The organism is Cellulomonas fimi, assembly GCF_028583725.1.
Taxonomy (GTDB): Bacteria; Actinomycetota; Actinomycetes; order Actinomycetales; family Cellulomonadaceae; genus Cellulomonas; species Cellulomonas fimi_B.
The window spans coordinates 2,497,376-2,522,614 of record NZ_CP110680.1 but is presented as its reverse complement, the minus strand read 5'-3'; the positions used below and the strand labels follow the sequence as shown (position 1 = coordinate 2,522,614).

Here is a 25,239-nt window from a genome sequence, read left to right as displayed (position 1 = left end):
TTCCCGTTGTCCGGGGCAAGCCGGGAGTCCTAGCGTCGCCAGAGCGGACGACGGTGCACGAGAGCCCGACCTCCGCCCTACCAGGGAGAAGGTGCTCGTGCTCGTCACGCTCCTGCGCCACCACCTGAGGCCGTACCGCTCCGCCGTCGTCGCGGTCGTCGTCCTGCAGCTGGTCCAGACGCTCGCCACGCTCTACCTGCCCAGCCTCAACGCGCGCATCATCGACGACGGCGTCGCCACCGGCGACACGGGGGAGATCCTGCGGCTCGGCGGCGTCATGCTCGCCGTGAGCCTCGTCCAGGTGGTGTGTGCGGTCGCCGCCGTCTACTTCGGCGCGAAGGCCGCGATGGCGTTCGGCCGCGACGTGCGCGGCCGGCTGTTCGACCACGTCCAGACGTTCTCCGCGCAGGAGATCGGCCACTTCGGCGCGCCGACGCTCATCACGCGCACGACCAACGACGTGCAGCAGGTCCAGATGGTCGTGCTGTTCACGTTCACCCTGATGATCGTCGCGCCGATCATGCTCGTCGGCGGCGTCGTCATGGCGCTCCAGGAGGACGTCGGGCTGTCGGGGATCCTGCTGTTCGCCGTGCCCGTGCTCGCGGCCGTGATCGCGGCGATCGTCGTGCGGATGGTGCCCTACTTCCGGTCGATGCAGAAGCGGATCGACGCGATCAACCGCGTGCTGCGCGAGCAGATCAGCGGCATTCGCGTCGTGCGGGCGTTCGTCCGCGAGGAGCGCGAGTCACGACGGTTCGCGGCCGCGAACACCGACCTCTTCGACACCTCGCTGCGCGTCGGGCGCCTCATGGCGCTGATGTTCCCCGCGGTCATGCTCGTGCTGAACGTGACGAGCGTCGGGGTGCTGTGGTTCGGCGGCCAGCGCGTCGACGCGGGGGAGATGCAGATCGGGGCGCTCACCGCGTTCCTGTCGTACATCGCCTACATCCTCATGGCGGTCATGATGTCGACGATGATGTTCGTGATGTTCCCGCGGGCGGTCGTCTCCGCGGAGCGCATCGGCGAGGTGCTCTCGACGACGACCAGCGTGAAGCCGCCGACCTCGCCCGTCGCCCTCCCGCAGGGTCCGACCTCGCGACCGGGGCTCGTCGAGCTGCGCGGGGTCGAGTTCCGGTACCCCGGGGCCGAGGAGGCCGTGCTGCACGGCGTCGACCTGGTCGCCGAGCCGGGCCGGACCACCGCGATCATCGGCTCGACCGGCTCCGGCAAGACGACGCTGCTGAACCTCGTCCCGCGCCTCTTCGACGCGACCGGCGGCGCCGTCCTGCTCGACGGCGTCGACGTCCGCGACCTCGACCCCGACGTGCTGTGGACGCAGGTCGGGCTCGTCCCGCAGAAGCCGTACCTGTTCTCGGGCACGGTGCGCAGCAACCTCGAGTTCGGGCGTCCCGGCGCGACCGACGACGAGCTCTGGCACGCGCTGGAGGTCGCGCAGGCGCGCGGGTTCGTCGAGGAGCTGCCCGAGGGCCTCGACGCGCCGATCGCGCAGGGCGGCACGAACGTGTCCGGCGGGCAGCGGCAGCGGCTCGCCATCGCGCGCGCCCTCGTCAGACGCCCGCACGTGTACCTGTTCGACGACTCGTTCTCGGCGCTCGACTACGCGACCGACGCCGCGCTGCGGGCCGCGCTCGTCCCGGAGACCCGCGACGCGACCGTCCTCGTCGTCGCGCAGCGGGTCGCGACCATCCGGCACGCGGACCGCATCGTCGTGCTCGAGGAGGGCGCCGTCGTCGGCGTCGGCACCCACCACGAGCTGCTGGAGACGTCGGAGACCTACCGCGAGATCGTCTACTCGCAGGTGAGCGCGGAGGAGGCGGCGTGAGCGGCCAGGAACGCCCTGCCCCGGCCGCCGACCCGGCGGTCCCCACGGCGCGTCCCGGGCAGGCCGTGGCCGTGCCGCGCCGGCCCCCGCGCGGCGGCCCGGGCCCCATGGGCGGCATGGGCATGCCCGGCGAGAAGTCCATGGACTTCCGTGGCTCCGGCAAGCGGTTCCTCACCGAGCTCCGGCCCGAGCGCGTCCCGCTCGTCGCCGTGCTCGTGCTCGGCGTCGCGTCCGTCGTGCTCGCCGTCATCGGCCCCAAGCTGCTCGGCAACGCGACGAACCTCATCTTCGACGGCTGGATCGGCGGGCAGCTGCCCGCGGGCCTCACCAAGCAGCAGGCGATCGACGGGCTGCGCGCGCAGGGGCAGGACCAGTTCGCCGACATGCTCCAGGGCACCGCCGTGGTCCCCGGTCAGGGCGTCGACTTCACGCAGCTGCGCAACCTCCTGCTGGTCGTCGTGGCCGTCTACGTCGGCTCGTTCCTGTTCGGCTGGCTCCAGGGGCGCATCACCGCGGGCGTCGTGCAGCGCACCGTCTACCGGTTGCGCGAGCGTGTCGAGCAGAAGCTCTCCAGGCTGCCGCTCTCCTACGTCGACGGGCAGCCGCGCGGCGAGCTGCTCAGCCGCGTCACCAACGACATCGACAACGTCGCGCAGTCGCTGCAGCAGACGTTGTCGCAGCTCATCACGTCGGTCCTGACCGTCGTCGGCGTGCTCGTCATGATGTTCTGGATCTCGCCGCTGCTCGCGGTCGTCGCGCTCGTCACCGTGCCGCTGTCCGTGATGGTCGCCGGTGCGATCGCGAAGCGCTCGCGGCCGCAGTTCATCGACCAGTGGGCGTGGACCGGCAAGCTCAACGCGCACATCGAGGAGATGTTCACCGGGCACGCGCTCGTCACCGTGTTCGGCCGGCAGCACGAGGCCGCGCAGACGTTCGACGAGCGCAACGAGGCGCTGTACCAGGCGTCGTTCAAGGCGCAGTACATCTCGGGGATCATCCAGCCCGCGCTCGGCTTCCTCGCGAACCTCAACTACCTCGTGGTCGCCGTCGTCGGCGGGCTGCGGGTCGCGTCGGGCGCCATGAGCATCGGCGACGTGCAGGCGTTCATCCAGTACAGCCGTCAGTTCACGCAGCCGATCACGCAGATCGCGTCGATGGCGAACCTCCTGCAGTCCGGGGTCGCGTCGGCCGAGCGGGTCTTCCAGCTGCTCGACGCGCCCGAGCAGACGCCCGACCCGTCGCCCGCGACCGCACTCGACCGACCCGTGCGCGGGCGCGTCACGTTCGAGCACGTCGCGTTCCGGTACGAGCCCGGGAAGCCGCTCATCGACGACCTGTCGATCGTCGCCGAGCCCGGCGCGACCATCGCGATCGTCGGCCCGACCGGCGCGGGCAAGACGACGCTCGTCAACCTGCTCATGCGGTTCTACGAGGTCGACGCAGGGCGCATCACGCTCGACGGCGTCGACACGCGCGACCTGACGCGCGACGAGCTGCGTTCGCAGATGGGCATGGTCCTGCAGGACACGTGGCTGTTCGGCGGGACGCTGGCCGAGAACATCGCCTACGGCGTCGACTCCGCGACGCACGAGGAGATCGTCGCCGCCGCGCAGGCCACGCACGTCGACCGGTTCGTGCGGACGCTGCCCGACGGGTACGACACGAAGGTCGACGACGAGGGCGCCAACGTGTCGGCGGGGGAGAAGCAGCTGCTCACCATCGCGCGCGCGTTCCTCGCCGACCCGGCGATCCTCATCCTCGACGAGGCGACGTCGTCCGTGGACACCCGCACCGAGGTGCTCGTGCAGCAGGCGATGAACGCGCTGCGCGCCGGACGGACGTCGTTCGTCATCGCGCACCGTCTCTCGACCATCCGCGACGCCGACACCATCCTCGTGATGGAGCACGGGTCGATCGTCGAGCAGGGCTCGCACGACGAGCTGCTCGCCGCCGACGGCGCGTACGCGCGGCTGTACGCGAGCCAGTTCGCCGCCGCGGTGACCGCCGACGAGTGACGCAGATGCAGCGCCCCGGGGTCGGGGAGCCGCACCTGGACGCGCGTTCCGGTGGCGCTCCGGGGAACCGCGTGCCGACGATGGACCGATGACGGACCAGACGACCCCCCAGGACCCCCGCTCGCAGCAGCCCGGTGAGGACGCGCAGTCGCCGGAGCAGATCCCGCACCCCGGCCTCACGCGCCAGATGGACCACAAGCCCGACCACGGCGAGGAGTCGTACCAGGGCGCCGACCGGCTCGCGGGCAAGCGCGCGCTCATCACGGGCGCCGACTCCGGGATCGGGCGGGCCGTCGCGCTCGCGTTCGCCCGGGAGGGCGCCGACGTCGTGCTGTCCTACCTCCCCGAGGAGGAGGCGGACGCGAAGGAGACCGCGCGGCTCGTCGAGGAGGCCGGGCGACGTGCCGTGCACGCACCCGGCGACATCCGCGACGAGGCGACGTGCACCGAGCTCGTCGAGACCGCGGTGCGCGAGCTCGGCGGCATCGACGTCCTCGTGAACAACGCGGCGTACCAGATGGCGCAGGAGGACGGCCTGCTCGGCATCACGACCGAGCAGCTCGACCGCGTCTTCAAGACCAACCTGTACGCGCTGTTCTGGATCACCAAGGCCGCCGTGCCGCACATGGAGCCCGGCTCGTCGATCATCAACACGAGCTCGATCCAGGCCGAGCAGCCGAGCCCGCAGCTCCTCGACTACGCGACCACGAAGGCCGGCATCCTCAACTTCACGCGCGGCCTCGCGCAGCAGCTCGGGGAGAAGGGCATCCGCGTCAACGCCGTGTGCCCGGGGCCGATCTGGACGCCGCTCATCCCCGCGACGATGGACCCCGAGAAGGTCGACTCGTTCGGCTCCGACACGCCGCTCGGCCGCGCGGGGCAGCCCGCGGAGCTCGCGCCCGCGTACGTGTTCCTCGCGTCGCAGGAGTCGAGCTACGTGAGCGGCGACTACATCGCGGTGACCGGCGGCAAGCCGCTCTGACCGGCACCCGGGCACAGGCCCCGCTGCGGCCGATCGGGTGCACCGGTCGCAGCGGGACCTCCGGCCCGCCGGCGCTGTTGTCGCGGGCACGTAGTGTGCCCGCATGACCCCCTCCCACCCGCGGCTCCGGCGCGACCGCTTCACCGTCGCGCTGTACGGCTGCTTCGTCGTGTGGGGGTGGCTGCTCTACTCGTTCAACCCGAGCGTGCCGCTGCTCGCCGACGACCTCGACCTCACGGGTGCGCAGGCGGGTCTGCACGGCACCGCGATGGCGGCGGGCGCGATCCTCACCGCGTTCCTCACCCCGCGCTCGGTGCGCGCACGCGGGCGCCGCTGGACGCTGCTCGCGTCGTGCGTCGTCGTGGTCGCCGGCACGACCGTCCTGCTCACGGCGGGGACGCTCGCGGTGAGCCTGCTCGGCATGTTCGTGCTCGCGATCGGCGGCAACCTCGCGATCAGCTCCGCGCAGCCCGGGCTCGCGCAGCACCACGGACCCGCGGCGTCGGCGGCGGTCACCGAGGCGAACGGCGTCGGGTCGGGCGTGGGGCTCGTCGGGCCGCTCGCGGTGGGGGCGTGCGTCGCCGCCGGGTTCGGCTGGCGGCCCGCCGTCGCCGTCACCGCGCTGCTCGCGGTCGTCACCGCGCTGCTCGTCGCGCGGCAGCCCGTCGGGGGAGCGATGACGCCCGCGGAGCGTGCCGCGCTCGCCGACGCGACGCCCGTGCCCGACGTGCCGGCGGTCGAGGTGGCCGTCGCACCGAGCCGGCGCCCGGGCGCGCCGACGTGGTGGTTCCTCGCGGCGATCGTCGCGGCGATCGCGCTGGAGAACGCGACGACGTACTGGGCGACCGACCTCGTGCGCGAGCAGACGGGAGCCGGCGCGGGCATCGCCGCCGCGACCACCGCCGGGCTCGTCGCCGGCATGACGGCCGTGCGGTTCGTCGTCGCGCCGCTGTCGCTGCGCGTGCGCCCCGCACTGCTGCTCGTCGTCGCCTTCGGCGTGGCGATCGTCGGGTGGGCGATCCTGTGGACCGCGACCGTGCCCGGCGTCGCGCTCGCGGGTCTGGTGGTCGCCGGGTTCGGGTACGGCGCGCAGTACCCCCTGTCGATCGCCCTGCTGCTCGCCGCGGCGCCCGGTCAGGGGGACCGGGCGCAGGCCCGGGCGACCCTCGCGGGCGGCATCGCGATCGGCGTCGCGCCGTTCGCGCTCGGTGCGCTCGCGGACGTCGTCGGCGCGCACACGGCGTTCGTCGTCGTGCCGGTGATCGCCGTCGTGGGGGCGGTCGCGAGCTGGGTCGGCGGGTCCGCGCTGCGGCGCGAGGCATCCCGACCCGTCGAGGTGGACACCGCGACCGCTCCGGTTCGATAACGTTATCGAACCGGGCGGGCCCGCCCCGGTCGACGACGACCACGAGGACACGCGCAACCCCATGACCGACCTCTCGTACGCCCCCGCCACCACGACCACGACCGCGGGCGGGGGAGCCGACCCGACGCTCGCCCACCGCACCGCCGACGTCCGCCTCCTGCTGCGCGGGCCCGACGGCTCACCGCTGCGCGGCGCCGACGTGGTCGTCGAGCAGACCCGGCACGCCTTCGGCTTCGGCTGCATCGGCTTCGACCTCATCGGTCTCGCGAACCGCGAGACCGCGGACGCGCCCTCGGCGTTCGGCGGCGCGAGCAACGGCTCCGCGCCCGCGCTCGCCGACCTCTGGTTCGACGTCTTCAACACCGTGACGCTGCCGTTCTACTGGGGCCAGTTCGAGCGCGAGCGCGGCCGCCCCGACACCGAGCGGCTGCTGCGGGCCGCACGCTGGTTCGCCGAGCGCGGCGTGCGCGTCAAGGGGCACCCGCTCGCCTGGCACACCGTCGCGCCGGCCTGGCTGCGCGACCTCCCCGTCGACGAGGTCGAGAGCGCCGTGCGGGACCGCATCACGCGCGACGTCACCGCGTTCGCCGGCGTCGTCGACACGTGGGACGCGATCAACGAGGTCGTGATCATGCCGGTGTTCGACAAGGATCCGAACGGACTCACGCGGCTCGCGTGGGACCGCGGCCGGATCCCGACGATCCGCCTCGCGTTCGAGACCGCGCGCGCCGCGGACCCGGGCGCGACGCTGCTGCTCAACGACTTCGACATGTCGACCGCCTACGAGTGCCTGATCGAGGGCGTGCTCGAGGCGGGGATCCAGGTCGACGCGCTCGGCCTGCAGAGCCACATGCACCAGGGCTACTGGGGCGAGGAGAAGACGCTGCGCATCCTCGACCGCTTCGCGCGGTTCGGGCTGCCGCTGCACCTCACCGAGACGACGCTCGTGTCGGGCGACCTCATGCCCGCGCACATCGACGACCTCAACGACCACCAGGTCGACTCGTGGCCGTCGACGCCCGAGGGCGAGGCGCGCCAGGCCGACGAGCTCGAGCGGCACTACCGCACGCTCCTGTCGCACCCCGCGGTCGCGTCCACGACCTACTGGGGGATCGCCGACGAGGGTGCCTGGCTCGGCGCGCCCGCGGGCCTCGTGCGCCGCGACGGGACGCCCAAGCCCGCCTACGACGCGCTGCGGCGGCTCGTGCGCGAGGAGTGGTGGGTCGCGCCGACCACGCTGCGGACCGGCGACGACGGGACCGTGCCCGTGCGCGGCTTCCTCGGCGAGTACACCGTCACGGTCGGTGGCACCGCCGTCCCGTTCGCGCTCGACGCGTCCGGTGCCCGCACGGTCGAGGTCCTGCTGCCGGCCTGACCCGCGTCGTGCCGGGGGTGCGGCCCGCGGCTGGGAGGATGGGCGTGTGCCACGCCCGGACCTGCAGCCCGTGACCGACCCGTCCGACCCGCGGCTCGCGGACTACGTCTCCCTGACGGACGTCGCGCTGCGCTCCCGGCACGAGCCCGAGAAGGGCCTCTACATCGCGGAGTCGTCGACCGTGCTCGGGCGCGCGCTGCGCGCGGGGCACCGTCCGCGCTCCGTGCTGCTCGCACCGCGCTGGGTGCCCGACCTCGAGCGCATGCTCGCCGAGCTGCCCGACGACGGCACGACCGTGCCGGTCCACGTCGCGGACGAGCCCGTGCTCGAGGCCATCACGGGCTTCCACGTGCACCGCGGGGCGCTCGCCGCGATGCACCGGCCGCCGCTGGCACCCGTCGCCGACGTGCTCGCCGCCGCCCGCGGCGGGGCCGGTGCGCGCCGGGTCGCGGTGCTCGAGGACGTCGTCGACCACACCAACGTCGGCGCCGCGTTCCGGTCCGCCGCCGCGCTCGGCGTCGACGCCGTGCTCGTCACGCCGCGCTGCGCCGACCCGCTCTACCGGCGCTCCGTGCGCGTCTCGATGGGCACGGTGTTCCAGGTGCCGTGGACGCGCATCGACCCGTGGCCCGCGGGCATCGAGGACCTGCGTGCGCAGGGGTTCGTCACCGCGTCGCTCGCGCTCGCCGACGACGCCCTCACGCTCGACGAGCTGGTCGCCGACCCGCCCGAGCGGCTCGCGCTCGTGCTCGGTGCCGAGGGGCACGGCCTCAAGCCCGCGACGGTCGCCGCGTCCGACCTCGTCGTGCGCATCCCCATGGCCGGCGGCGTCGACTCGCTCAACGTCGCGGCCGCCGCGGCCGTCGCGTTCTGGGCGACGCGCGCCTGAGCGGTCCGCGCGGGGCGGACCGGCCGGCGGTCCCGTGTGACGAGACGTGTGACGAGACGCACACGCGCCCGCTCGGGCGAATGCGGGTGCGCGATGTCGGTGGTGTGCGGCAGGCTCGGAGGCTGACGCCGGCGTCTGCGGTCCTCGCCGTGCTCGCGTGCGCCGCAGGAGCACGGGTGCGACGAGGACGGAGGTGGGACGTGGCCGCATGGGGCCCCGGGGCGTTCGACGCCCACCCCGCGCTCGACTTCCTCGAACGCCTCACCTTCCAGCACGCCGAGATCGACGCGACGCTCGACGTCGTGCCGGGCTCGGTCGACGTCGACGCGGTCGCCGAGCGACTCCGCCACGAGCTGCGCTCCGCCGCCGACGGCTTCCGGTTCGCCTGCTACGCCTTCCCGCAGTCCACGTACGCCACCGCCGGCCTGGTCGCCGCCGTGCTCACGGGCGCACACCGCAAGCCTGCGCCGCGACGGCGCCGCGGCGGACGCGACCGGCTCGGCCTCGGGGCGCACGCCGGGCACACCGTCCTGCTCACCGAGCAGCACGCGCTCGACCTGCAGCCCGACGCGCGCGCCGCCGCCCGGGTCCTCGCGTCGCCCGAGGCCTGGGCCGACGAGCCCGACGCGACCGTGCACCTGCTCGCCGCCACCCGTCAGCTCGAGTCGCTGCTGGGTCGGACGTACGCGCCGTCGCCCGCGCCGCTGCGCGTGCCGGGGCAGGCCGTCTGGGGACGCACCCTCCCGCACCGGCGCTGAGGCCGCAGGCACCGGTCGCGACCCGGTTGCGACCCGGTTGCGACCCGGTTGCGACCCCGTGCGACCGTCCTGCGACCCGGCTGCGACCGTCCCGTGGTGACGTGCTCCTGTCCCCGCCCGTCCCGGTCCGCCGGGCAGCACCAGGAGCGCACCATGACCGACCTCCTCGACGAGCGCGTCTCGTCGTCCGACCTCTTCCAGCCCGTGGGCACCGCCACCGACGACGTCGCGACTCGGCTGCTCGCCGCGCTGCTCGGTGCGCAGGAGCTGCTCGCCGTCTACGCCGGTGACCGCCTCGGGTGGTACCGCGCGCTCGCGCACGACGGGCCGGTCACGTCCGCCGGGCTCGCGCGGGCGACCGGCACGCACGAGCGGTACGCCCGCGAGTGGCTCGAGCACCAGGCGGTCGCCGGGTTCGTGACGACGGACGACGACGCCGCCGACGCCGGGGAGCGGCGGTACGCGCTCACGCCCGGGGCCGTCGAGGTCCTCACCGACCACGACTCGGCGTCGTACCTCGGCCCGCTCGCGCGCCTGCAGGTCGCCAGCGGCCGCGCCGTCGACGAGCTGCTCGACGCGTACCGCACAGGCGGCGGCGTCCCGTGGTCACGGCTCGGCGCCGACGCGCGCGAGTCGCAGGCGGCCGTCAACCGGCCGTTCTTCCTCGGGCCGTTCGTCGACGACGTCGTGCCCGCCGTCCCGCGGCTGCACGCCCTGCTCGGGTCCGGCGCACGGGTCGCGGACGTCGGCTGCGGCGAGGGCTGGTCGAGCATCGCGATGGCGCGCGCGTTCCCGGACGTCGCGGTCGTCGGGCTCGACGTCGACGAGCCGTCCGTCGCCGCGGGCCGACGGCACGCCGCCGCGCACGGGCTGGAGCACCGCGTCACGTTCCGGGCCGGCGACGCGGCCGACGCGGCGGACGCCGGTGCGTTCGACGTCGTGACCGCGTTCGAGTGCGTGCACGACATGCCGGACCCGGTCGGCGTGCTCGCGGCGGCGCGGCGCATGGTCCGCGACGACGGCTTCGTGCTCGTCATGGACGAGCGCACGCAGGAGCGCTTCACCGCGCCGGCGGGGCCGGTCGAGCGGCTGTTCTACGGCTACTCGCTCGGTGTGTGCCTGCCCGACGGCATGTCGCAGCCGGGCAGCGTCGGCACCGGCACGGTGATGCGGCCGGACGTCCTGGACGGCTACGCGCGGGCCGCGGGGTTCGCGGGCGTCGAGGTGCTGGACGTCGAGAACGAGTTCTTCCGGTTCTACCGGCTCGTCCTCTAGGTGTACTGACCCGCAGCGTTGTTGACGCGGTCGATGGGTCGTAGGCCGCCGATGCCGAGGTGGGGTCGGTCCAGGTTGTAGCGGTCGAGCCAGTCGGGCAAGACGGCGGCGCGTTCGGCATTGGTGGTGAAGACGCGTGAGTATGCCCACTCGGCGGCGAGGGTGCGGTTGAGTCGCTCGACCTTGCCGTTGGTCCACGGGCAGTAGGGCCGGATCAGCTTCAGGCGGATGCCGAGTTGCTCGGCCGTCTCGAGGAAGTCCCGGGAGATTCGGTAGTTCCTGGCGTTGTCGCTGATCACGCGCTCGACCGTGATGCCGTGAGAGGCGTAGAACGCCGCTGCACGGGTCAGGAACCCTGCGCAGGTCGTGCCTTTCTCGTCGTTGTGGATCTCGGCGTAGGCCAGCCGGGAGTGGTCGTCGATCGCGGTGTGGATGTAGTCGTAGCCGACCCCGCGGCGGCGGTCTCGTCGACCGTCGGCTCGGCCCAGTGCCCGATGCCCGCCGCCGTCCGGGATGCGCCCGAGCTTCTTGACGTCGATGTGGACCAGCGAGCCGGGATAGGCGTGCTCGTAGCGGTGCGGTGAGCGCCGCGAGGCACGAATCGGCAGGCCGGTCAGGGGGTCGCACTCGCGCAGCAGGGGTGCGCCGTGACGGGCCAGGACGCGCCCGACCGTGGAGGCGGGAAGACCCAGGTGATAGCCGATCCAGACCGGCCCTCGCCGCGAGAGCATCCGAGCGATCCGCACCCGGGTCTCCACGCATGCGGGCGTGCGACGCGGATGGGTGCGTGCGCAGCTCGGCCGGTCCACCAGGCCTGCGCGGCCCTCGATCCGAAATCGGCGCCACCACCGCCACGCGGTCGTGCGCGAGACGCCCATCTCGGCGGCGACGTGGGCGACCGGGCGGCCAGCCGCGATGCGCTGGACCATCACGAACCTGCCGGCAGGTGTCAGCCGGGCATTAGCGTGAGACACGAGAGACCTCCGTGGTCCGAGTCGGTTCCTAGACAGCTCCAACTCGACCCGGAGGTCTCTCGCTACGTCAACAACGGTCTTGGTCAGTACATCTAGGCGCCCTTCGGGCCCGACGGGCCGCCGGCGACGTCGTCGGCGGCCTGCTCGGGCGTCCGCGACGCACCCCGGACGACGAGAGCCGCGAACCGCTCCGTCCCGAGCCGGTCGGCGAGCGTGGTGCGCACGTCCTCGAGCCGGTCGCGCTCCGTCCCGTAGGCCACCGGCACGCCGTCCGCCGCGACGACCGTGCCCCACAGCGTGGCCGCCGTGGCGTCGTCGCCGGCCCGGGCGAGCAGCACCAGCAGGTTGCGCAGCGTCGTGACGAGGTGCGTGCGGTCGCCGGCCTCGCGCCACCACGTCAGGACCTCCGCGACGTCGTCGCGCACCGCCGCGGGATCCCCGTGCCGCGCGAGCAGCGCGGTCGCCGCCGACCGGGCGACGCCCCCGAGGTACCGGTTGCCTCCTGCCGCGGCCAGGTCCCGCGCGGAACGGAGCGCCGCGAGCGCCACGTCCGGGTCCGCGTCCGCCTCGACCTCGCCCGCGAGGAACGCGAGCCAGCCGGCCGTCGTCGGTCCCGGCGGGGAGGTCGCCGACGCGGCGGCCTCGACCGCGTCGCGGCAACGTCCCAGCGCCTCACGGGCCGCCGCGGTGCGGCCGGTGTACGCGAGCCGCAGCACCTGGTAGCTGTGCCCGACGCCCACGAGGTGCGGGGCACCCGTCTGCGTCGCGAGCGCGGCGAGCGTGTCGCCGATCGCCGCGGCGTCGTCGAGCTCGCCCTCGAACAGCGCCGCGTCCGCGAGCGCCTCGAGCGCGTGCATCCGGTCGACCGGGTCGTCGGCCGTCGCGAGGGCGCGCCGCGCGTGGCCCGCGCCCTCGACGTGCCGTCCGCCGAGGACGAGGCGCGACGCGAGCGACGCGTGCGCGGCCGGGTGGGCGGACCCGTGGGCGTCGGCGACGAGCTGCGCCGCCCAGCCGAGCACCTCGTCGTGGAGCCCGTCGACCGCGTGGTCGTGCAGGGCGCGCGTGATGCGGACCGCGGACGGCAGGTCGCTCCGCCTGGCCCACGCGTGCGCGGCGCGCGCCTCGGCGAGGAGCCCGTCCAGGCGGGACCGTGCGGCGGCCTCCCCGGGGCCGCGCAGCCGTGCGTCGGAGGTCGTGAGCAGCTCCGCGACGGTCGACGCGTGCCGGGCACGCACGGGGTCGTCGTCCGCCGGCTCGCCCACGACGGCGCGGACGGTGCGCAGCATCCGCAGCCGGGTCCGGCCGGCCGCGTCGTCGCGGACGAGCAGCGAGCGGGCGGCGAGCGACTCGACCGCGTCCCGCGGGACCGCGAGGACCGTGGCCGCGTCGCCGGGCGGCACGGCGGACGCGAACACGGGCCAGCCGTCGAGCGCGCGGCGCTGCGCGGGGTCGAGCAGGTCACGGGACCAGTCCACGAGGGCCGTGAGCGAGGCGTGCCGCGCGTCGACGCCCCGGCCCGCGTGCGCGAGGTCGCCGAGCCGGTGCGCGAGCTCGTCCGCGAGGTCGGAGGTCGACAGCGCGGCCGCTCGCGCCCCCGCCATCTCGAGCGCCAGCGGCAGGCCGTCGAGCAGGTCCACGACGCGCCCGACGGCCGGGTCGCCGACGGCCGCACCCGCCCCGGCGGCGCGCGCCCGCTCGACGAACAGCGCGCCCGCGTCGGCGCGACCCAGCGGTGGCACCCGGTGGACGTGCTCGCCGGGGGTCCGCAGCGGCTCGCGGCTCGTGGCGAGCAGCCGCAGGGGACCGGGACGCTCCAGCAGGGTCTCGACGACCTCGGCGACCGCGTCGACGACGTGCTCGCAGTTGTCGAGCACGAGCACGAGGTCCCGGGCGGCGAGGGCGGCGAGCGCCTGCGCCGGAGGGCCGGCCGCGGGGCTCAGTCCGGCGGCCGCGACGACCGCGCCCGGGACCGCGTCGGGCTCACGCACGGCACCGAGCTCGACGAAGCGGGTGCGGTCCGGCGGCAGCGTCCGCGCGACCTCCAGCGCCAGACGGGTCTTGCCGACGCCGCCCGGCCCGACCAGGGTCACGAGCCGCCCGCCGGCGAGCAGCTCCCGCACCGCGTCGAGGGCGCCGGCGGGCGGCAGGTAGGACGTGCGTGGGACGGGCGGTCGCCGCCCGGCCGACGGTGGCGCGGGCTCGGGGGTGGACGGTGCCGGGTGCGCCGGGTCGGGCGTCGCGTCGGCGGCGAGCGCGCGCGCCTGCGCGTCCCGGAGCGTCGCTCCGGGGAGCAGACCGAGCTCGTCGAGCGTCGCCGCGGCGCAGGTGTACGTCGCGAGGGCCTCGGCGGGCCGGCCGGCCGCGGTGCGGGCCGCGACGGCGACGGTCCAGGCCGGCTCGCGGTACGGGTCGGCCGCGGTCAGCGCGTCCGCGACGGCGACCGCGTCCTGCGCGCGACGTGCCGCCACGAGGGTCTCGGCGAGCCGCTGGTGGGCGTCGAGGCGGAGCGTGTCCAGACGGCGCGCCTCGGGCTGCACCGACGGCAGGTCGGCGGCGCGACCGAAGGCGGGGCCGTGCCACAGTGTGAGCGCCGCCTCCAGCGTCGCGGCGGCGTCGGGTGGCTCCTCGTCGAGCGACGCGCGCAGCGCCGTCTCGAACGTGCCCGCGTCCGTCGCGTCCGCGGGCACGTCGAGCAGGTAGCCGCCGTCGACGCTGCGGACGTCGTCGCCGACGAGCCCGCGCAGCCGGGACACGTGGCTGCGCAGGCTGTGCCGGGCCGACGGCGGCGGACCGTCGGGCCACAACGCGTCGGCCAGGGTGTCGTCGGGCACGGGGTGCCCGCGGTGCGCGAGCAGGACGGCGAGCAGCGCCCGCTGCTGCGGACCGGCCACCGGCACGACCGACCCGCCGCGGCGCACCTCGAGCGGGCCGAGGAGGCGGTACCGGGGACGGTCCGTCACAGCGCCGATGCTAGGGGCCGTGCCGGCGTCGTGGGGCGCCGCGCGGGCGACGGCACGGCGGGACCGCCCGGGCCCGCGTGCGGACGGTCAGGCGAGCGCGAGCCCGTCGACCACCTCGACCCTCGGTGCCGTGGCCAGCAGGGCACCGGGGAGCGCGATCTTCGACCGGCGCAGGCCGCTGCCGATGACCACGACCGCGCCGGCGTCCGGGTCGTCGACGGCGACGCGCGCGTCGACCAGCACGCGGTAGCCCGCCGGGAGGCCCAGCGGCGTGATGCCGCCGTACTCCATGCCCGAGTCCGCGACCGCGCGGTCCGTCGGCAGGAACGACGCCTTGCGCACGTCGAGCAGCCGCTTGACGGCGTTGTTCACGTCGGCGCGGGTCGTCGCGCGCACCACGGCGGCGGCGACGCGTTCCTCGCCCTCGCGGCGGCCCGCCACGAGCACGCAGTTGGCCGACGCGGCGGGCGGCAGGTCGTATGCGGCCGTGAGCGCCGCGGTGTCGGCCAGGTCCGGGTCGATCTCGGTGACCACCACGGCGTCCGCGACGCGGTCGTCGTCGGCGGCCCACGCCTCGACCGCCGCGCGCACCGGGTCGGCCAGCAGGTCGGGGCGGTCGAGCGCGCGCACCCAGGTCAGCGTGCCGAGCGTCGTCGGGTCCGCCGTCACCGCTGGTACGTCCCGACGAGCACCGCACGCGCGAGCGTGTGGAACACCAGCGCGGTGTTCGCCGCGCCGGGCATCGCGTCCGGGCCGACGCCGAGCGAGTCCGTGTCGAGCGCGTGCACGACGAAGAAGTACCGGTGCACCTGGTCGCCCGGCGGGGGAGCGGCGCCGACGTAGGCGGCCTCGCCGTCGTCGCCGCGCAGCGCGAAGGCCCCGCGCGGCAGCGTCGTGCTCCCGGCGGTCCCCGCCCCGGTCGCGAGCTCGGTCGTCGTCGCGGGCACGTCCAGCAGGGTCCAGTGCCACCAGCCGGCCGGTCCGGGCGCGTCCGGGTCGAAGCAGCTCACCGCGAACGAGCGCGTCTGCGGCGGGAAGCCCGACCACGCGAGGTGCGGCGACACGTTGCCGCCCGCCGGGGTGTTGGTGTGCGCGTCGGGGAGGCGGTCCCCGTGCGCGAGGTCGTCGCTGCGCAGGTCGAACGACGGCACCGCGGGCAGCAGCGAGTACGGGTCGGGGGCGACGGGGCGGGTCAGCGAGGTCATCGCGCCATCATCGCCCGGCACGCGTCGCGGTGCGCGTGGATCCGGGGCGTGGGCGGTGTCCTCGCAGGTCGCCTCATCCGTCGTCCGGCCGGGGGCATCGCCTCCGGTGGTGCGGCTCGCGTGGGCGGTGCACCCGTGAGGGTGGCTCCGATTGACACGCCTCCGGGTGTCAGCGTCTACTGAGATACTTCGAACAGATGTTCGATCAGATCAGCGATATCGGGTGTTACCGCAGGTCACAGCGGTGCGCTCCGTGGTGGAGGTGGGTGCGGATGGCGGCGAGCGCGCTGTCCGAGCAGGCGCGGGTCGAGCTGGCCCGGGCCGTGCTGGCGCACGCCGAGCTGCGGACCGGGGCGCGCAGCGTCCGGGTCGGGCCACGTCCGGCGGAGTCCTCCGCGACGCTCGTCGACGGCGCGCCGCACGGGTCGGAGACCCGGTCGACGACCGGCACGCCGGTGCCGTTCGCGGCGGACCCCGTGCGGGGCGCGGCGCGGCCGTCGGACCCCACCACGTCGGCGCGTCCACCTGCCTCCGTGCGCGGTGCGGAGGCCGGGGCGACCGGGCACGGGGGTGCGTCGACCGGGCACGGTGGTGCGTCGACCGCGCCGCTGTCGGCCGCACCCGGCGGCGCGTCGACCACGCCGTTGTCGGCCGCACCCGGCGTCGCGTCCACCGAGCGCACCGGGCCCTCGCGCGCACCGGACGAGACGCGGACGCGGTCGCACCCGGGGGCGACCGCGTCGCGGCCCACCGGCGTGCTCGCCGCGGAGCGGCCCCCGCTGCCCGTCCCCGACCGGCTCGCACCGCTCCTGCCCGACGGGCTGCGCCGTGGCGCGACGACGGCCGTCGTCGGGTCGACCTCGCTCCTGCTCGCGATGGTCGCGCACGCCTGCGCGGGCGGGGCGTGGGCCGCCGTCGTCGGGCAGCCGACCGTGGGGCTGCTCGCCGCGGCGCAGGCGGGGATCGCGCTCGAGCGGCTCGCGCTCGTGCCGCGGCCGGGACAGGACGCCGCGACCGTCGTCGCCGCGCTCGTCGACGGCATCGACGTGGTGCTCGTCGGGCCGGACACCGTGCTCACCGACACCGACCGCCGCCGCCTGTCGGCCCGCGCCCGGGACCGTGGCGCGGTCCTGCTGTCGAGCGTCGCGTGGCCGGGCGCGTCGACGGTGCTGACCGTCGAGGCGGGCCGCTGGTGGGGTGTCGGCGCGGGGGACGGGCGGCTGCGCACGCACGAGCTGCGCGTCACGCGGTCGGGGCGTGGCGGGTCGGCCGTGCCGCTGTCGGTCGACGTCACGCTGCCGCTGTCGGCCGACGCCCCGCCGGGTGCCGCCGTCGCCCCCGTCGCGGTGCCTGCGGTGCCGGTCGAGGTCGTCGAGGAGCAGCCCGCCGCCGGTCTGCGGCTCGTGGGCTGAGGGCGCGCCGTGAGCACCCGTACCACCGTCCTCTGGGTCCCCGACTGGCCCGTCGTCGCCGCGACCACGGCCGACGAGGTCCCCGCGCACCTGCCGGCCGCCGTGCACGACGGTCGGCGCGTCACGGCCGTCTCCGCGCTGGCCCGCATCGAGGGCGTGCGCCGCGGCATGCGACGGCGGCAGGCGCAGGGCTGCTGCCCCGAGCTCGTGCTGCTGCCCGCCGACGACGCGCGCGACGTGCGCCTGTTCGAGCCCGTCGCGAGCGCGGCCGAGACCGTCGTCGCCGGGATCGAGGTCGTCCGCGCCGGTCTGCTCCTGCTGCCCGCGGGCGGCGCGACCCGGTACCACGGCTCGGAGGACGTCCTCGCGGAACGGCTGGTCGACGCCGTCGCCGCGCGCGCGGGGCACGAGTGCGCGGTCGGCACCGCGGACGGGCTGCTCGCCGCGGTCGTCGCCGCGCGCACGGGCGCCGTCGTGCCGACCGGCTCGTCGCCCGCGTTCCTCGCCGACCGTGGGGTCACCGAGCTCGTCCACGCCGCCGTCACCGAGGACACCGCCCAGCAGGTCGTCGACCTCGTCGACCTGCTGCACCGCCTCGGCCTGCGCACGCTCGGGCAGCTCGCCGCCCTGCCGACGGGTGACGTGCACGCGCGCTTCGGGCGGCTCGGCGTGTGGGCGCAGACCCTCGCGCGCGGCGACGACGAGCGTCCGCCTGCGCGGCGTCGTCCCGAGGCCGACCTCGAGGTCGTCGCCGAGCTCGACCCGCCCGTCGACCGCGTCGACACCGCGACGTTCGCCGGCCGCCGCCTCGCCGAGGACCTGCACGCGCAGCTCGTGCACCGGTCCGTGACGTGCGGGCGGATGCAGATCGCCGCGCGCACCGAGGACGGCACCGACCTGGTCCGCACCTGGCGCACCGACCTCGGCGGGTTCGGCGGTCTCACGCCGCAGCGCATCACCGACCGCATCCGCTGGCAGCTCGAGAGCTGGCTGTCGTCGACGGCCGTCGCGACCGCCCGCAGCCGCGCGCAGGACGCCCCGGAGCGCGTCCGCGCCGCCCGTCTGCGCGCCGCGCGTGCACGGGCGGCGCGGGACGGGACGCAGGCCCCGTGGGCGTTCGACGACCTCGCCGACGAGCCGTGGGTCGACGACGACACCCAGCCCGTGACGCTCGTGCGGCTCGCCGTCACCGCGCTCGACGTCGCGCCCGCCGGTGCCGAGCAGGGCCGGCTGTGGGGCGGGCCGTCCGGCGGCGACCTGCGCGCGCACCGTGCGCTCGACCGCGTGCAGGGGATCGTCGGCGGGCAGGGCGTGCTCACCGCGACGCTGCAGGGCGGCCGTGGCGTGCGCGACCAGGTCCACCTGCAGCCGTGGGGCGAGCAGACCTCGCCCGCGCGCGACGTCGACCTGCCGTGGCCCGGTCGGCTGCCCGACCCGGCACCCGCGACCGTCCTCGCGCGTCCCGTCCCGGTCGACGTGCGCGACGCCGCCGGGCGGCCCGTGGTCCTCGACGTGCGCGTCGGGCTGCGGGGCGAGCCTGCGACGGTCCGCTGGCCGCTCGCGGCGGACCACGACGCGTCGTCGTCGGCCCGCGGGGCGGCGCGCGGCGCCGGCCCGCGCGGGCGGACCGTCGACGGACGCACCGTCGGGACGTCGTGGGCGTCGCCGACGCCGCGGACGCCGTCCGTGGGTGGCCCGTCGTCCGGCCGCCTCCCGTCGGTGCGCGCCACGGCTGCCGACCGGTCCACCCCGTCGGCCGGGCGCCCGCAGGCCGACGGGTTCCTCGCGGCCGACGGGTGGCCGTCCGACGGGCCGTGGCCGGTCGGCGGTCCGGTGCCGGGCGAGAGCGACAGGCCGGGTCGGGTGCGCGAGCGGACGGTCGCCGGGTGGGCCGGGCCGTGGCTGTCGAGCGAGCGCTGGTGGGGGACCGGCGGCCGGGTCGGCGTGCGCGGACACCTGCAGGTCGCGTTCGACGACGGCGACGCGGTGCTGCTCGCGGGCGACGCCGACGGCTGGAGGTGCGAGGCGACGTATGACTGACGACCCGACCACCCGCCCGAGCGCCGCGCCCTCCCGGCCACGCCGGACCGGACCCGACGCCGCCGGACCCGCGAGGGAGCGCGCGCCCTTCCCGCCGCGGTACGCCGAGCTGCACGCGCACTCCGCGTTCAGCTTCCTCGACGGGGCGAGCCAGCCCGAGGAGCTCGCCGCCGAGGCCGCGCGGCTGGGCCTCGACGCGCTCGCGCTGACCGACCACGACGGGCTGTACGGCGTCGTCCGGTTCTCGCAGGCCGCGAAGGCCGTCGGGCTGCCCACGGCGTTCGGCGCCGAGCTGCACCTGCCCGCACCCGACGGGCGCCGGCACGCGCGCGAGCGCACGCGCGCCACGCCGGGGCTGCCGGTGCTCGACCCGCCGACGGGCGTGCCCGACCCGCGTGCGTCGCACCTGCTGGTCCTCGCGCGCGGGCCCGAGGGCTACCGGGCGCTGTCCCGGTCGATCGCCGAGGCGCACCTGCGGACCGGCGAGAAGGGCGCCGCGGACTACCGGCTGGAGGAGCTCGCCGCGAACGCCGCCGGGCAGTGGCTCGTCCTCACGGGGTGCCGCAAGGGCGCCGTGCGTCGGGCGCTCACCGGTGGGGACCCGTCGGGCGTCGGCGGGGTCGCGCCGGGCGGACTGGACGCGGCCCGCACCGAGCTCGACCGGCTGGTCGCGCTGTTCGGCCGGGACAACGTCGCCGTCGAGGTCACCGCGTCGGCCGACCCGTACGACTCCGAGCGCGCCGACGCGCTCGCGACCCTCGCCGCCGACGCCGGCCTCCCGCTCGTCGCGACGGGCAACGTGCACTACGCGACGCCCCGCGACGCGGACCTCGCGGCGGCGCTCGCGGCCGTGCGTGCGCGCTCGTCGGTCGAGGACCTCGACGGGTGGCTGCCGGCCGCACCCGTGGCGCACCTGCGGTCCGCGGAGGAGATGCTCGCGCTGCACCGGCGGCACCCGTCGGCGGTCGGGACGGCCGCGGTGCTCGCGGCCGAGTGCGCGTTCGACCTGTCGCTCGTCGCGCCGCAGCTCCCGCCGTACCCGGTCCCCGACGGGCACACCGAGGCGACGTGGCTGCGCGAGCTCGTGCGGCAGGGGGCGCTCGAGCTGTACGGGCCGCCCGACGACGAGCGCGTCCCCGGTGCGTACGCGCAGCTCGCGCACGAGCTCCGCGTCATCGAGGACCTCGGGTTCCCCGGGTACTTCCTCGTCGTCTACGACCTGGTGAAGTTCTGCCGCGACCACGGGATCCTCGCGCAGGGCCGCGGCTCGGCCGCGAACTCGGCGGTCTGCTACGCGCTGCGCGTCACGGCGGTCGACGCGGTCCGGCACGGGCTGCTGTTCGAGCGGTTCCTCGCACCCGAGCGGGACGGGCCGCCGGACATCGACGTCGACATCGAGTCCGCGCGCCGCGAGGAGGTCATCCAGTACGTCTTCGAGAAGCACGGCCGCTCGCACGCCGCGCAGGTCGCCAACGTCATCTCCTACCGGCCGCGCTCCGCGATCCGCGACGCCGCACGCGCGCTCGGGTACGACGCGGGCCAGCAGGACGCGTGGGCGAAGTCCATCGAGCGCTGGGGGAGTCTGCGCCCGCCGCAGGCGCCGCCCGCACCTCCCGCGTCGACCCTGTCGCCGCCGCGCCCGCCGGGTCGTGGCGGGGGAGGTGAGCCGCACGACCGGGCCACGGCGGTCAGCACCGCGCGCGACCAGCGGCGTCGGGCGAAGGCGTCGATGTGGGGCAACACCTACGAGCCACCGCCCGTGCTCACGCGCTCGCCGCGCGGGACCGAGGTGCCGGGGTTCGCGACGGCCGACGGGCATGACGTCGTCCCGGCGTTGCTGCCGCCCGCGGCGAGCGACCTCGACGAGATCCCGGAGCACGTCGTCGACCTCGCGGACCGGTTCCTGCGGCTGCCGCGGCACCTCGGCATCCACTCGGGCGGCATGGTGATGTGCGACCGGCCGGTCATCGAGGTGTGCCCCGTGGAGTGGGCGCGCATGCCGGGGCGCACGGTCCTCCAGTGGGACAAGGAGGACTGCGCCGACGCGGGGCTCGTGAAGTTCGACCTGCTCGGGCTCGGGATGCTCACGGCGCTGCGGCTCGCGTTCACGGACGTCGAGAAGCACGAGGGGGAGAGGCTCGACCTGCACGCGCTGCCCGCCGAGGACCCGCGGGTCTACGACCTGCTGAGCGCCGCCGACACCGTGGGCGTGTTCCAGGTGGAGTCCCGCGCGCAGATGGGGACGCTGCCGCGCCTGCGACCGCGCACGTTCTACGACATCGTCATCGAGGTCGCGCTGATCCGTCCCGGCCCGATCCAGGGCAACTCGGTGCACCCGTACATCGAGCGCGCGCACGGCCGCCAGGCCGTCACCTACCTGCACCCGCTGCTGGAGAAGTCGCTCGCCAAGACCAAGGGCGTGCCGCTGTTCCAGGAGCAGCTCATGCAGATGGCGATCGACGTCGCCGACTTCACGCCCGCCGAGGCCGACCAGCTGCGCCGCGCGATGGGCTCGAAGCGCTCGACGGAACGCATGGAGGCGCTCAAGGGGCGGCTCATGTCGGGCATGGCGTCGCACGGCATCGGGCCGGACGTGGGGGAGCAGATCTACGAGAAGCTGCGCGCGTTCGCCGACTTCGGCTTCCCCGAGTCGCACGCGTACTCGTTCGCGTTCCTCGTCTACGCGAGCGCGTGGCTCAAGGTGTACCACCCGGCCGCGTTCTACGCGGGACTGCTCGCGGCGCAGCCGATGGGCTTCTACTCGCCGCAGAGCCTCGCCGCCGACGCGCGCCGGCACGGGATCGAGGTGCTGCGGCCCGACGTGCAGGCGTCCGACGTGCAGGCGTGCGTCGAGCGCACGGGCCCGACCCCACCGGACGGGGAACCGTTGCTGGTCCCCGCGCCGAGCGGCACCGGTCCCGCGGTCGCCGCGGGCGTGCGGACGGGGGCCGACGCGGACGTGCCGCGCTCGCTGGCCGTGCGGCTCGGGCTCGCGTCGGTCCGGTCGGTGGGGGAGGACGTCGCGCAGAAGGTCGTCGACGAGCGCGCCGCGCACGGCCCGTTCGCCGACCTGCGGGACCTCGTGCGGCGCGTCCGGCTGACCACCGTGCAGGTCGAGGCGCTCGCGACCGCCGGTGCGCTTGACAGCCTCGGCTCGACCCGCCGGGAGGCGCTGTGGGCGGCGGGCGCGCTCGCGCAGGAGGGGCCCGACACGCTGCCCGGGGTCAGCGTCGGGGTCGCGGCGCCGACGCTGCCGGGCCTCAGCGACGTCGAGGTCGCGACGGCCGACGTGTGGGCGACCGGCGTGTCCGTGGACTCCTACCCGACGCAGTTCGTCCGCGAGGGCCTGGACGCGGCGGGGGTGCTGCGGGTCGTCGACGCGTACAGCCACGAGGTCGGGCGACGCGTCGCCGTCGCCGGGGTGGTCACGCACCGGCAGCGACCCGGCACGGCGGGCGGCGTGACGTTCCTGTCGTTGGAGGACGAGACGGGGCTGCTCAACATCGTGTGCTCCGCGGGCCTGTGGCAACGGTTCCGCCGGGTCGCGCGGACCTCCCGGGCGCTCGTCGTGCGCGGCCGGCTCGAACGCTCCGACGGCGCGACGAACCTCGTCGCGGAGCACCTGGGCGTCCTGTCGCTCAAGGTCCGCTCGACGTCCCGCGACTTCCGCTGACCAGGGAGTGGTCAGCGCCGTGCAGCGACGTGCAGCGCGCCGGTGACCGAGACCGGCCCGTCCTGCGAGCGGACCGCGACCGGCCCGCCCCGCGGCGAACCGCAGCGGCTTCGTCCCGTGGACGGACCGCGACCGGTCCGCCCGCGAGCTGACCGCGAGACCGTTCCGTCCGCGCGACCGGGCGTTCGCTAGCCTCCCGCGCATGCTCGGACCCCTCGCCGCGTACCTGCCCACCCCGCGCACCGCCGACGGCGCCGTCGCCCCCGCCGTGCTCGCCACGCTCGCGGACCGCGCGGTGACCGCGGGCGTGGACGCCGTCGCCGTGCTCGGCTCGACCGGCGGGTTCGCGTACCTCGGCGGCGGTGACCGGGCGCGGGTCGCGCGCGCCGCGGTGGAGGCAGTCGACGGCCGCGCGCCCGTCGTGTGCGGCATCGGTGCCCTCACGACCGCCGACGTGCTGGGGCACGCCGCGGCCGCCCGTGCGGCGGGGGTCGACGCGGTGCTGCTCCCGACGACGTCGTACCTGCCGCTCACCGCCGACGAGGCGCTCGCGCTGTACCGGGACGTCGCCGCGGTCGCCGAGGTGCCCGTCTGGATCTACCACAACCCCCGGACGACGGGACTGGAGCTCACGGTCGACGAGCTGCTCGCGATCGCGTCGCTCCCGGGCATCGGCGGGCTCAAGGACCGCGGCGTCGACGCCGACGACGTCCGCGCGCGCTGCGCCGCGCTGCTCGCGGGCGTCCCCGCGCACGTCGAGGTCGGGTTCAGCGGCGACGCGCTGGGGTCGCAGGCGCTCCTCGCGGGGGCGCGGACGTGGCACAGCGGCCTCGCGGGCGTGCTGCCCGGCCCATGGGTCGCAACGGCCGCCGCCGCGGTCGGTGGGGATGCCGCGGCCGTCGACGCCTGGACCGAGCGGCTCGCCCCGCTGACCGCGCTCGGCGCGCGCTGGGGTGCGATGCGCCTCGCGGGGGCCGTGGCGCACCACGTCGGCCTCGACCTCGGACCGCTGCCCGCGCCGCTGCTCGAGCCGCCCGCCGACGTGCGCGCCGCGGTCGACGCAGCCGTCGAGGCCGCGCTCGCCTGACGCGCGGCGACAGGGGCGTCCGGGGGCGTCGGACCCGGATCCGTGCCCGTCCGGCCGGTCCGTGTGCGGCGGTCAGGCCGCCGTGACGGTCAGCCGTGCGCGGGCGTGGTCGCGGTGTCCTCGTCGGTGGCGGGCCGCACCTCGTCGTCGGCCTCGTCCTCCTCCATGGGCGGGTCGAGCGTGCGCAGCCGGGAGAAGATCGCCCAGACGACGGACACCAGCGGTACCGCGATGACCGCGCCGAGGATCCCGGCCGTGAGCGTGCCCGCCGTCACGGCGAGCGCGACCACCACGGGGTGCAGCGACACCTGCTTGCCCATGACGAGCGGCTGCAGGATGTGGCCCTCGAACTGCCCGATGAGCGCGATGCCGACGCCGACGATCGCGGCGGACCACAGCCCGTTCGCGGCCAGCGCGACGATCATCGCGACGATCATCGCGGCCGGGGCGCCGACCAGCGGGATGAACGCACCGATCATGACGAGCACCGCGAGCGGCGCCGAGAGCGGCACCTGCAGGATCGTCAGCAGGATGAACGCGAGCAGGCCGTCGGTGACGGCGATGATCACGGTGCCGCGCGTGTAGCCGGAGAACGTGTACCAGCCGGCGCCGCCCGCGACCTTCCAGGTCTCCCGGAACCGCGTGGGCAGCTGGTTGAGGAACCACGTCCACATCTCCTGGCCGCGCGCCAGGAAGAACACCGTGCAGAAGATCGCGAGCGCGAGCGCGGTGAAGATCTCGACGACCGAGCCCGCGCCCGCGGCGGCCTGCGACGCAAGGTCGCCCGCGTGGTCCTGCACCCACTGCTGCGCGTTGCTGATCCACTCGGCGATCTGCTCGTTCGTGATCGTGAACGGCAGCGACCCGCTCTGCAGGAAGTCGGTGATCTGCGAGATGCCGTCGCTGAACTGCTTCGTGAGGTCGGTCCACTGGTTCGCGATCGAGTACCCGATGTACGTGAGCAGCCCGACGAAGAACAGGATGCCGCCGAGGATCGCGAGCGCCGTCGCGAGCCCGCGCCACATGAACCGCGACAGGAAGTCGACGATCGGGCGCAGCACGGCGGAGAAGACGAACGCGAGGAACACGGCGATGAACAGCAGCTGCACCCGGGACGTGGCGTAGAACACGAGCGCCACCGCCGCGAGTACGACGAGCAGCCGCCACGACACGCCCGCCATCACGCGCAGCCAGTGCGGGGCCGTGTGCTCCGCGCCGTACACGCTGGGGTTGCGTCGCGCGCCTGCCACCTTGCGGGCCGCCGGGTTGGTCGGGCCGGTCAGCCCCTTGCTCCCGGTGCCGGTCGCCTCGGCCATGAACCCCCCGCCACGTCGGATCCGGTCGCGGCGCTGCTGCCCGCGCCCGTGGCGTCAGTCTGCACCCCG

17 protein-coding genes are annotated in these 25,239 nt (G+C 75.6%); 12 read left to right on the top strand and 5 right to left on the bottom strand.

The annotated features are described in order from the left end of the window. Positions 1-97: 97 nt before the first annotated feature. The 8 genes from OOT42_RS11415 to OOT42_RS11380 all read left to right on the top strand — a co-directional run bounded on the left by OOT42_RS11415 (position 98) and on the right by OOT42_RS11380 (position 10,503). Positions 98-1,843, top strand: a complete 1,746-nt coding sequence (locus tag OOT42_RS11415; RefSeq protein WP_273654828.1) for an ABC transporter ATP-binding protein — start codon at positions 98-100, stop codon at positions 1,841-1,843. Further along, positions 1,840-3,858 carry an ABC transporter ATP-binding protein gene (locus tag OOT42_RS11410; protein ID WP_423775887.1) on the top strand — a complete coding sequence of 673 codons (2,019 nt, stop codon included), beginning with the start codon at positions 1,840-1,842 and terminating at the stop codon, positions 3,856-3,858. The genes OOT42_RS11415 and OOT42_RS11410 overlap by 4 nt, the downstream gene beginning before the upstream one ends. A gap of 88 nt (positions 3,859-3,946) precedes the next feature. Then, a complete protein-coding gene (locus tag OOT42_RS11405) occupies positions 3,947-4,840 on the top strand; it encodes an SDR family oxidoreductase (RefSeq protein WP_273651334.1) in 894 nt (297 codons plus the stop codon). A 103-nt stretch (positions 4,841-4,943) separates the two neighbouring features. Beyond that, positions 4,944-6,206, top strand: a complete 1,263-nt coding sequence (locus OOT42_RS11400) for an MFS transporter (RefSeq protein WP_273651333.1) — start codon at positions 4,944-4,946, stop codon at positions 6,204-6,206. A 61-nt stretch (positions 6,207-6,267) separates the two neighbouring features. Then, positions 6,268-7,581 (top strand): endo-1,4-beta-xylanase, encoded by a 1,314-nt coding sequence (locus OOT42_RS11395; protein ID WP_273651332.1) that lies wholly within the window; start codon positions 6,268-6,270, stop codon positions 7,579-7,581. A gap of 46 nt (positions 7,582-7,627) precedes the next feature. After that, positions 7,628-8,470 carry a TrmH family RNA methyltransferase gene (locus tag OOT42_RS11390; protein ID WP_273651331.1) on the top strand — a complete coding sequence of 281 codons (843 nt, stop codon included), beginning with the start codon at positions 7,628-7,630 and terminating at the stop codon, positions 8,468-8,470. A 200-nt stretch (positions 8,471-8,670) separates the two neighbouring features. After that, on the top strand, positions 8,671-9,228 hold the full coding sequence (locus tag OOT42_RS11385) for a hypothetical protein (protein ID WP_273651330.1): 558 nt from the start codon (positions 8,671-8,673) through the stop codon (positions 9,226-9,228). A gap of 153 nt (positions 9,229-9,381) precedes the next feature. Further along, on the top strand, positions 9,382-10,503 hold the full coding sequence (locus tag OOT42_RS11380) for a class I SAM-dependent methyltransferase (RefSeq protein ID WP_273651329.1): 1,122 nt from the start codon (positions 9,382-9,384) through the stop codon (positions 10,501-10,503). On the opposite strand, the gene OOT42_RS11375 is transcribed toward OOT42_RS11380, so the two are convergent. The 4 genes from OOT42_RS11375 to OOT42_RS11360 form a co-directional block, all read right to left on the bottom strand. Beyond that, positions 10,500-11,477, bottom strand: coding sequence for an IS481 family transposase (locus OOT42_RS11375; protein WP_273651328.1), 978 nt, complete (start codon positions 11,475-11,477; stop codon positions 10,500-10,502). The two genes, OOT42_RS11380 and OOT42_RS11375, sit on opposite strands and share 4 nt — an antisense overlap. Before the next feature lie 92 nt (positions 11,478-11,569). After that, the gene (locus OOT42_RS11370) at positions 11,570-14,437 is read right to left on the bottom strand and encodes a BTAD domain-containing putative transcriptional regulator (RefSeq protein WP_273651327.1); all 2,868 of its coding nucleotides are present in this window, start codon (positions 14,435-14,437) and stop codon (positions 11,570-11,572) included. Positions 14,438-14,524: 87 nt separating this feature from the next. Further along, the gene (locus OOT42_RS11365; RefSeq protein ID WP_273651326.1) at positions 14,525-15,106 is read right to left on the bottom strand and encodes a YbaK/EbsC family protein; all 582 of its coding nucleotides are present in this window, start codon (positions 15,104-15,106) and stop codon (positions 14,525-14,527) included. Further along, entirely contained in the window at positions 15,103-15,642 is a 540-nt protein-coding gene (locus OOT42_RS11360; protein ID WP_273651325.1) for a YbhB/YbcL family Raf kinase inhibitor-like protein, read from the bottom strand. The genes OOT42_RS11365 and OOT42_RS11360 overlap by 4 nt, the downstream gene beginning before the upstream one ends. 272 nt (positions 15,643-15,914) lie before the next feature. On the opposite strand from OOT42_RS11360, the gene OOT42_RS11355 reads away from it, so the two are divergent. The 4 genes from OOT42_RS11355 (at position 15,915) to OOT42_RS11340 (ending at position 23,854) form a co-directional block, all read left to right on the top strand. Further along, positions 15,915-17,054: a hypothetical protein gene (locus OOT42_RS11355; RefSeq protein ID WP_273651324.1), complete on the top strand. Its 1,140-nt coding sequence runs from the start codon at positions 15,915-15,917 to the stop codon at positions 17,052-17,054. Positions 17,055-17,063: 9 nt separating this feature from the next. Then, a complete protein-coding gene (locus tag OOT42_RS11350) occupies positions 17,064-19,094 on the top strand; it encodes a DNA polymerase Y family protein (protein ID WP_273651323.1) in 2,031 nt (676 codons plus the stop codon). Continuing rightward, entirely contained in the window at positions 19,087-22,767 is a 3,681-nt protein-coding gene (locus tag OOT42_RS11345) for an error-prone DNA polymerase (protein ID WP_273651322.1), read from the top strand. Before OOT42_RS11350 ends, OOT42_RS11345 begins: the two co-directional genes overlap by 8 nt. A gap of 202 nt (positions 22,768-22,969) precedes the next feature. Further along, complete coding sequence (locus tag OOT42_RS11340) at positions 22,970-23,854, top strand: dihydrodipicolinate synthase family protein (RefSeq protein WP_273651321.1); 885 nt, start codon at positions 22,970-22,972, stop codon at positions 23,852-23,854. Positions 23,855-23,943: 89 nt separating this feature from the next. Here the strand turns inward: OOT42_RS11340 and OOT42_RS11335 are convergent, their stop codons facing one another. Continuing rightward, entirely contained in the window at positions 23,944-25,170 is a 1,227-nt protein-coding gene (locus OOT42_RS11335; RefSeq protein WP_273651320.1) for an AI-2E family transporter, read from the bottom strand. Positions 25,171-25,239: the final 69 nt, after the last annotated feature.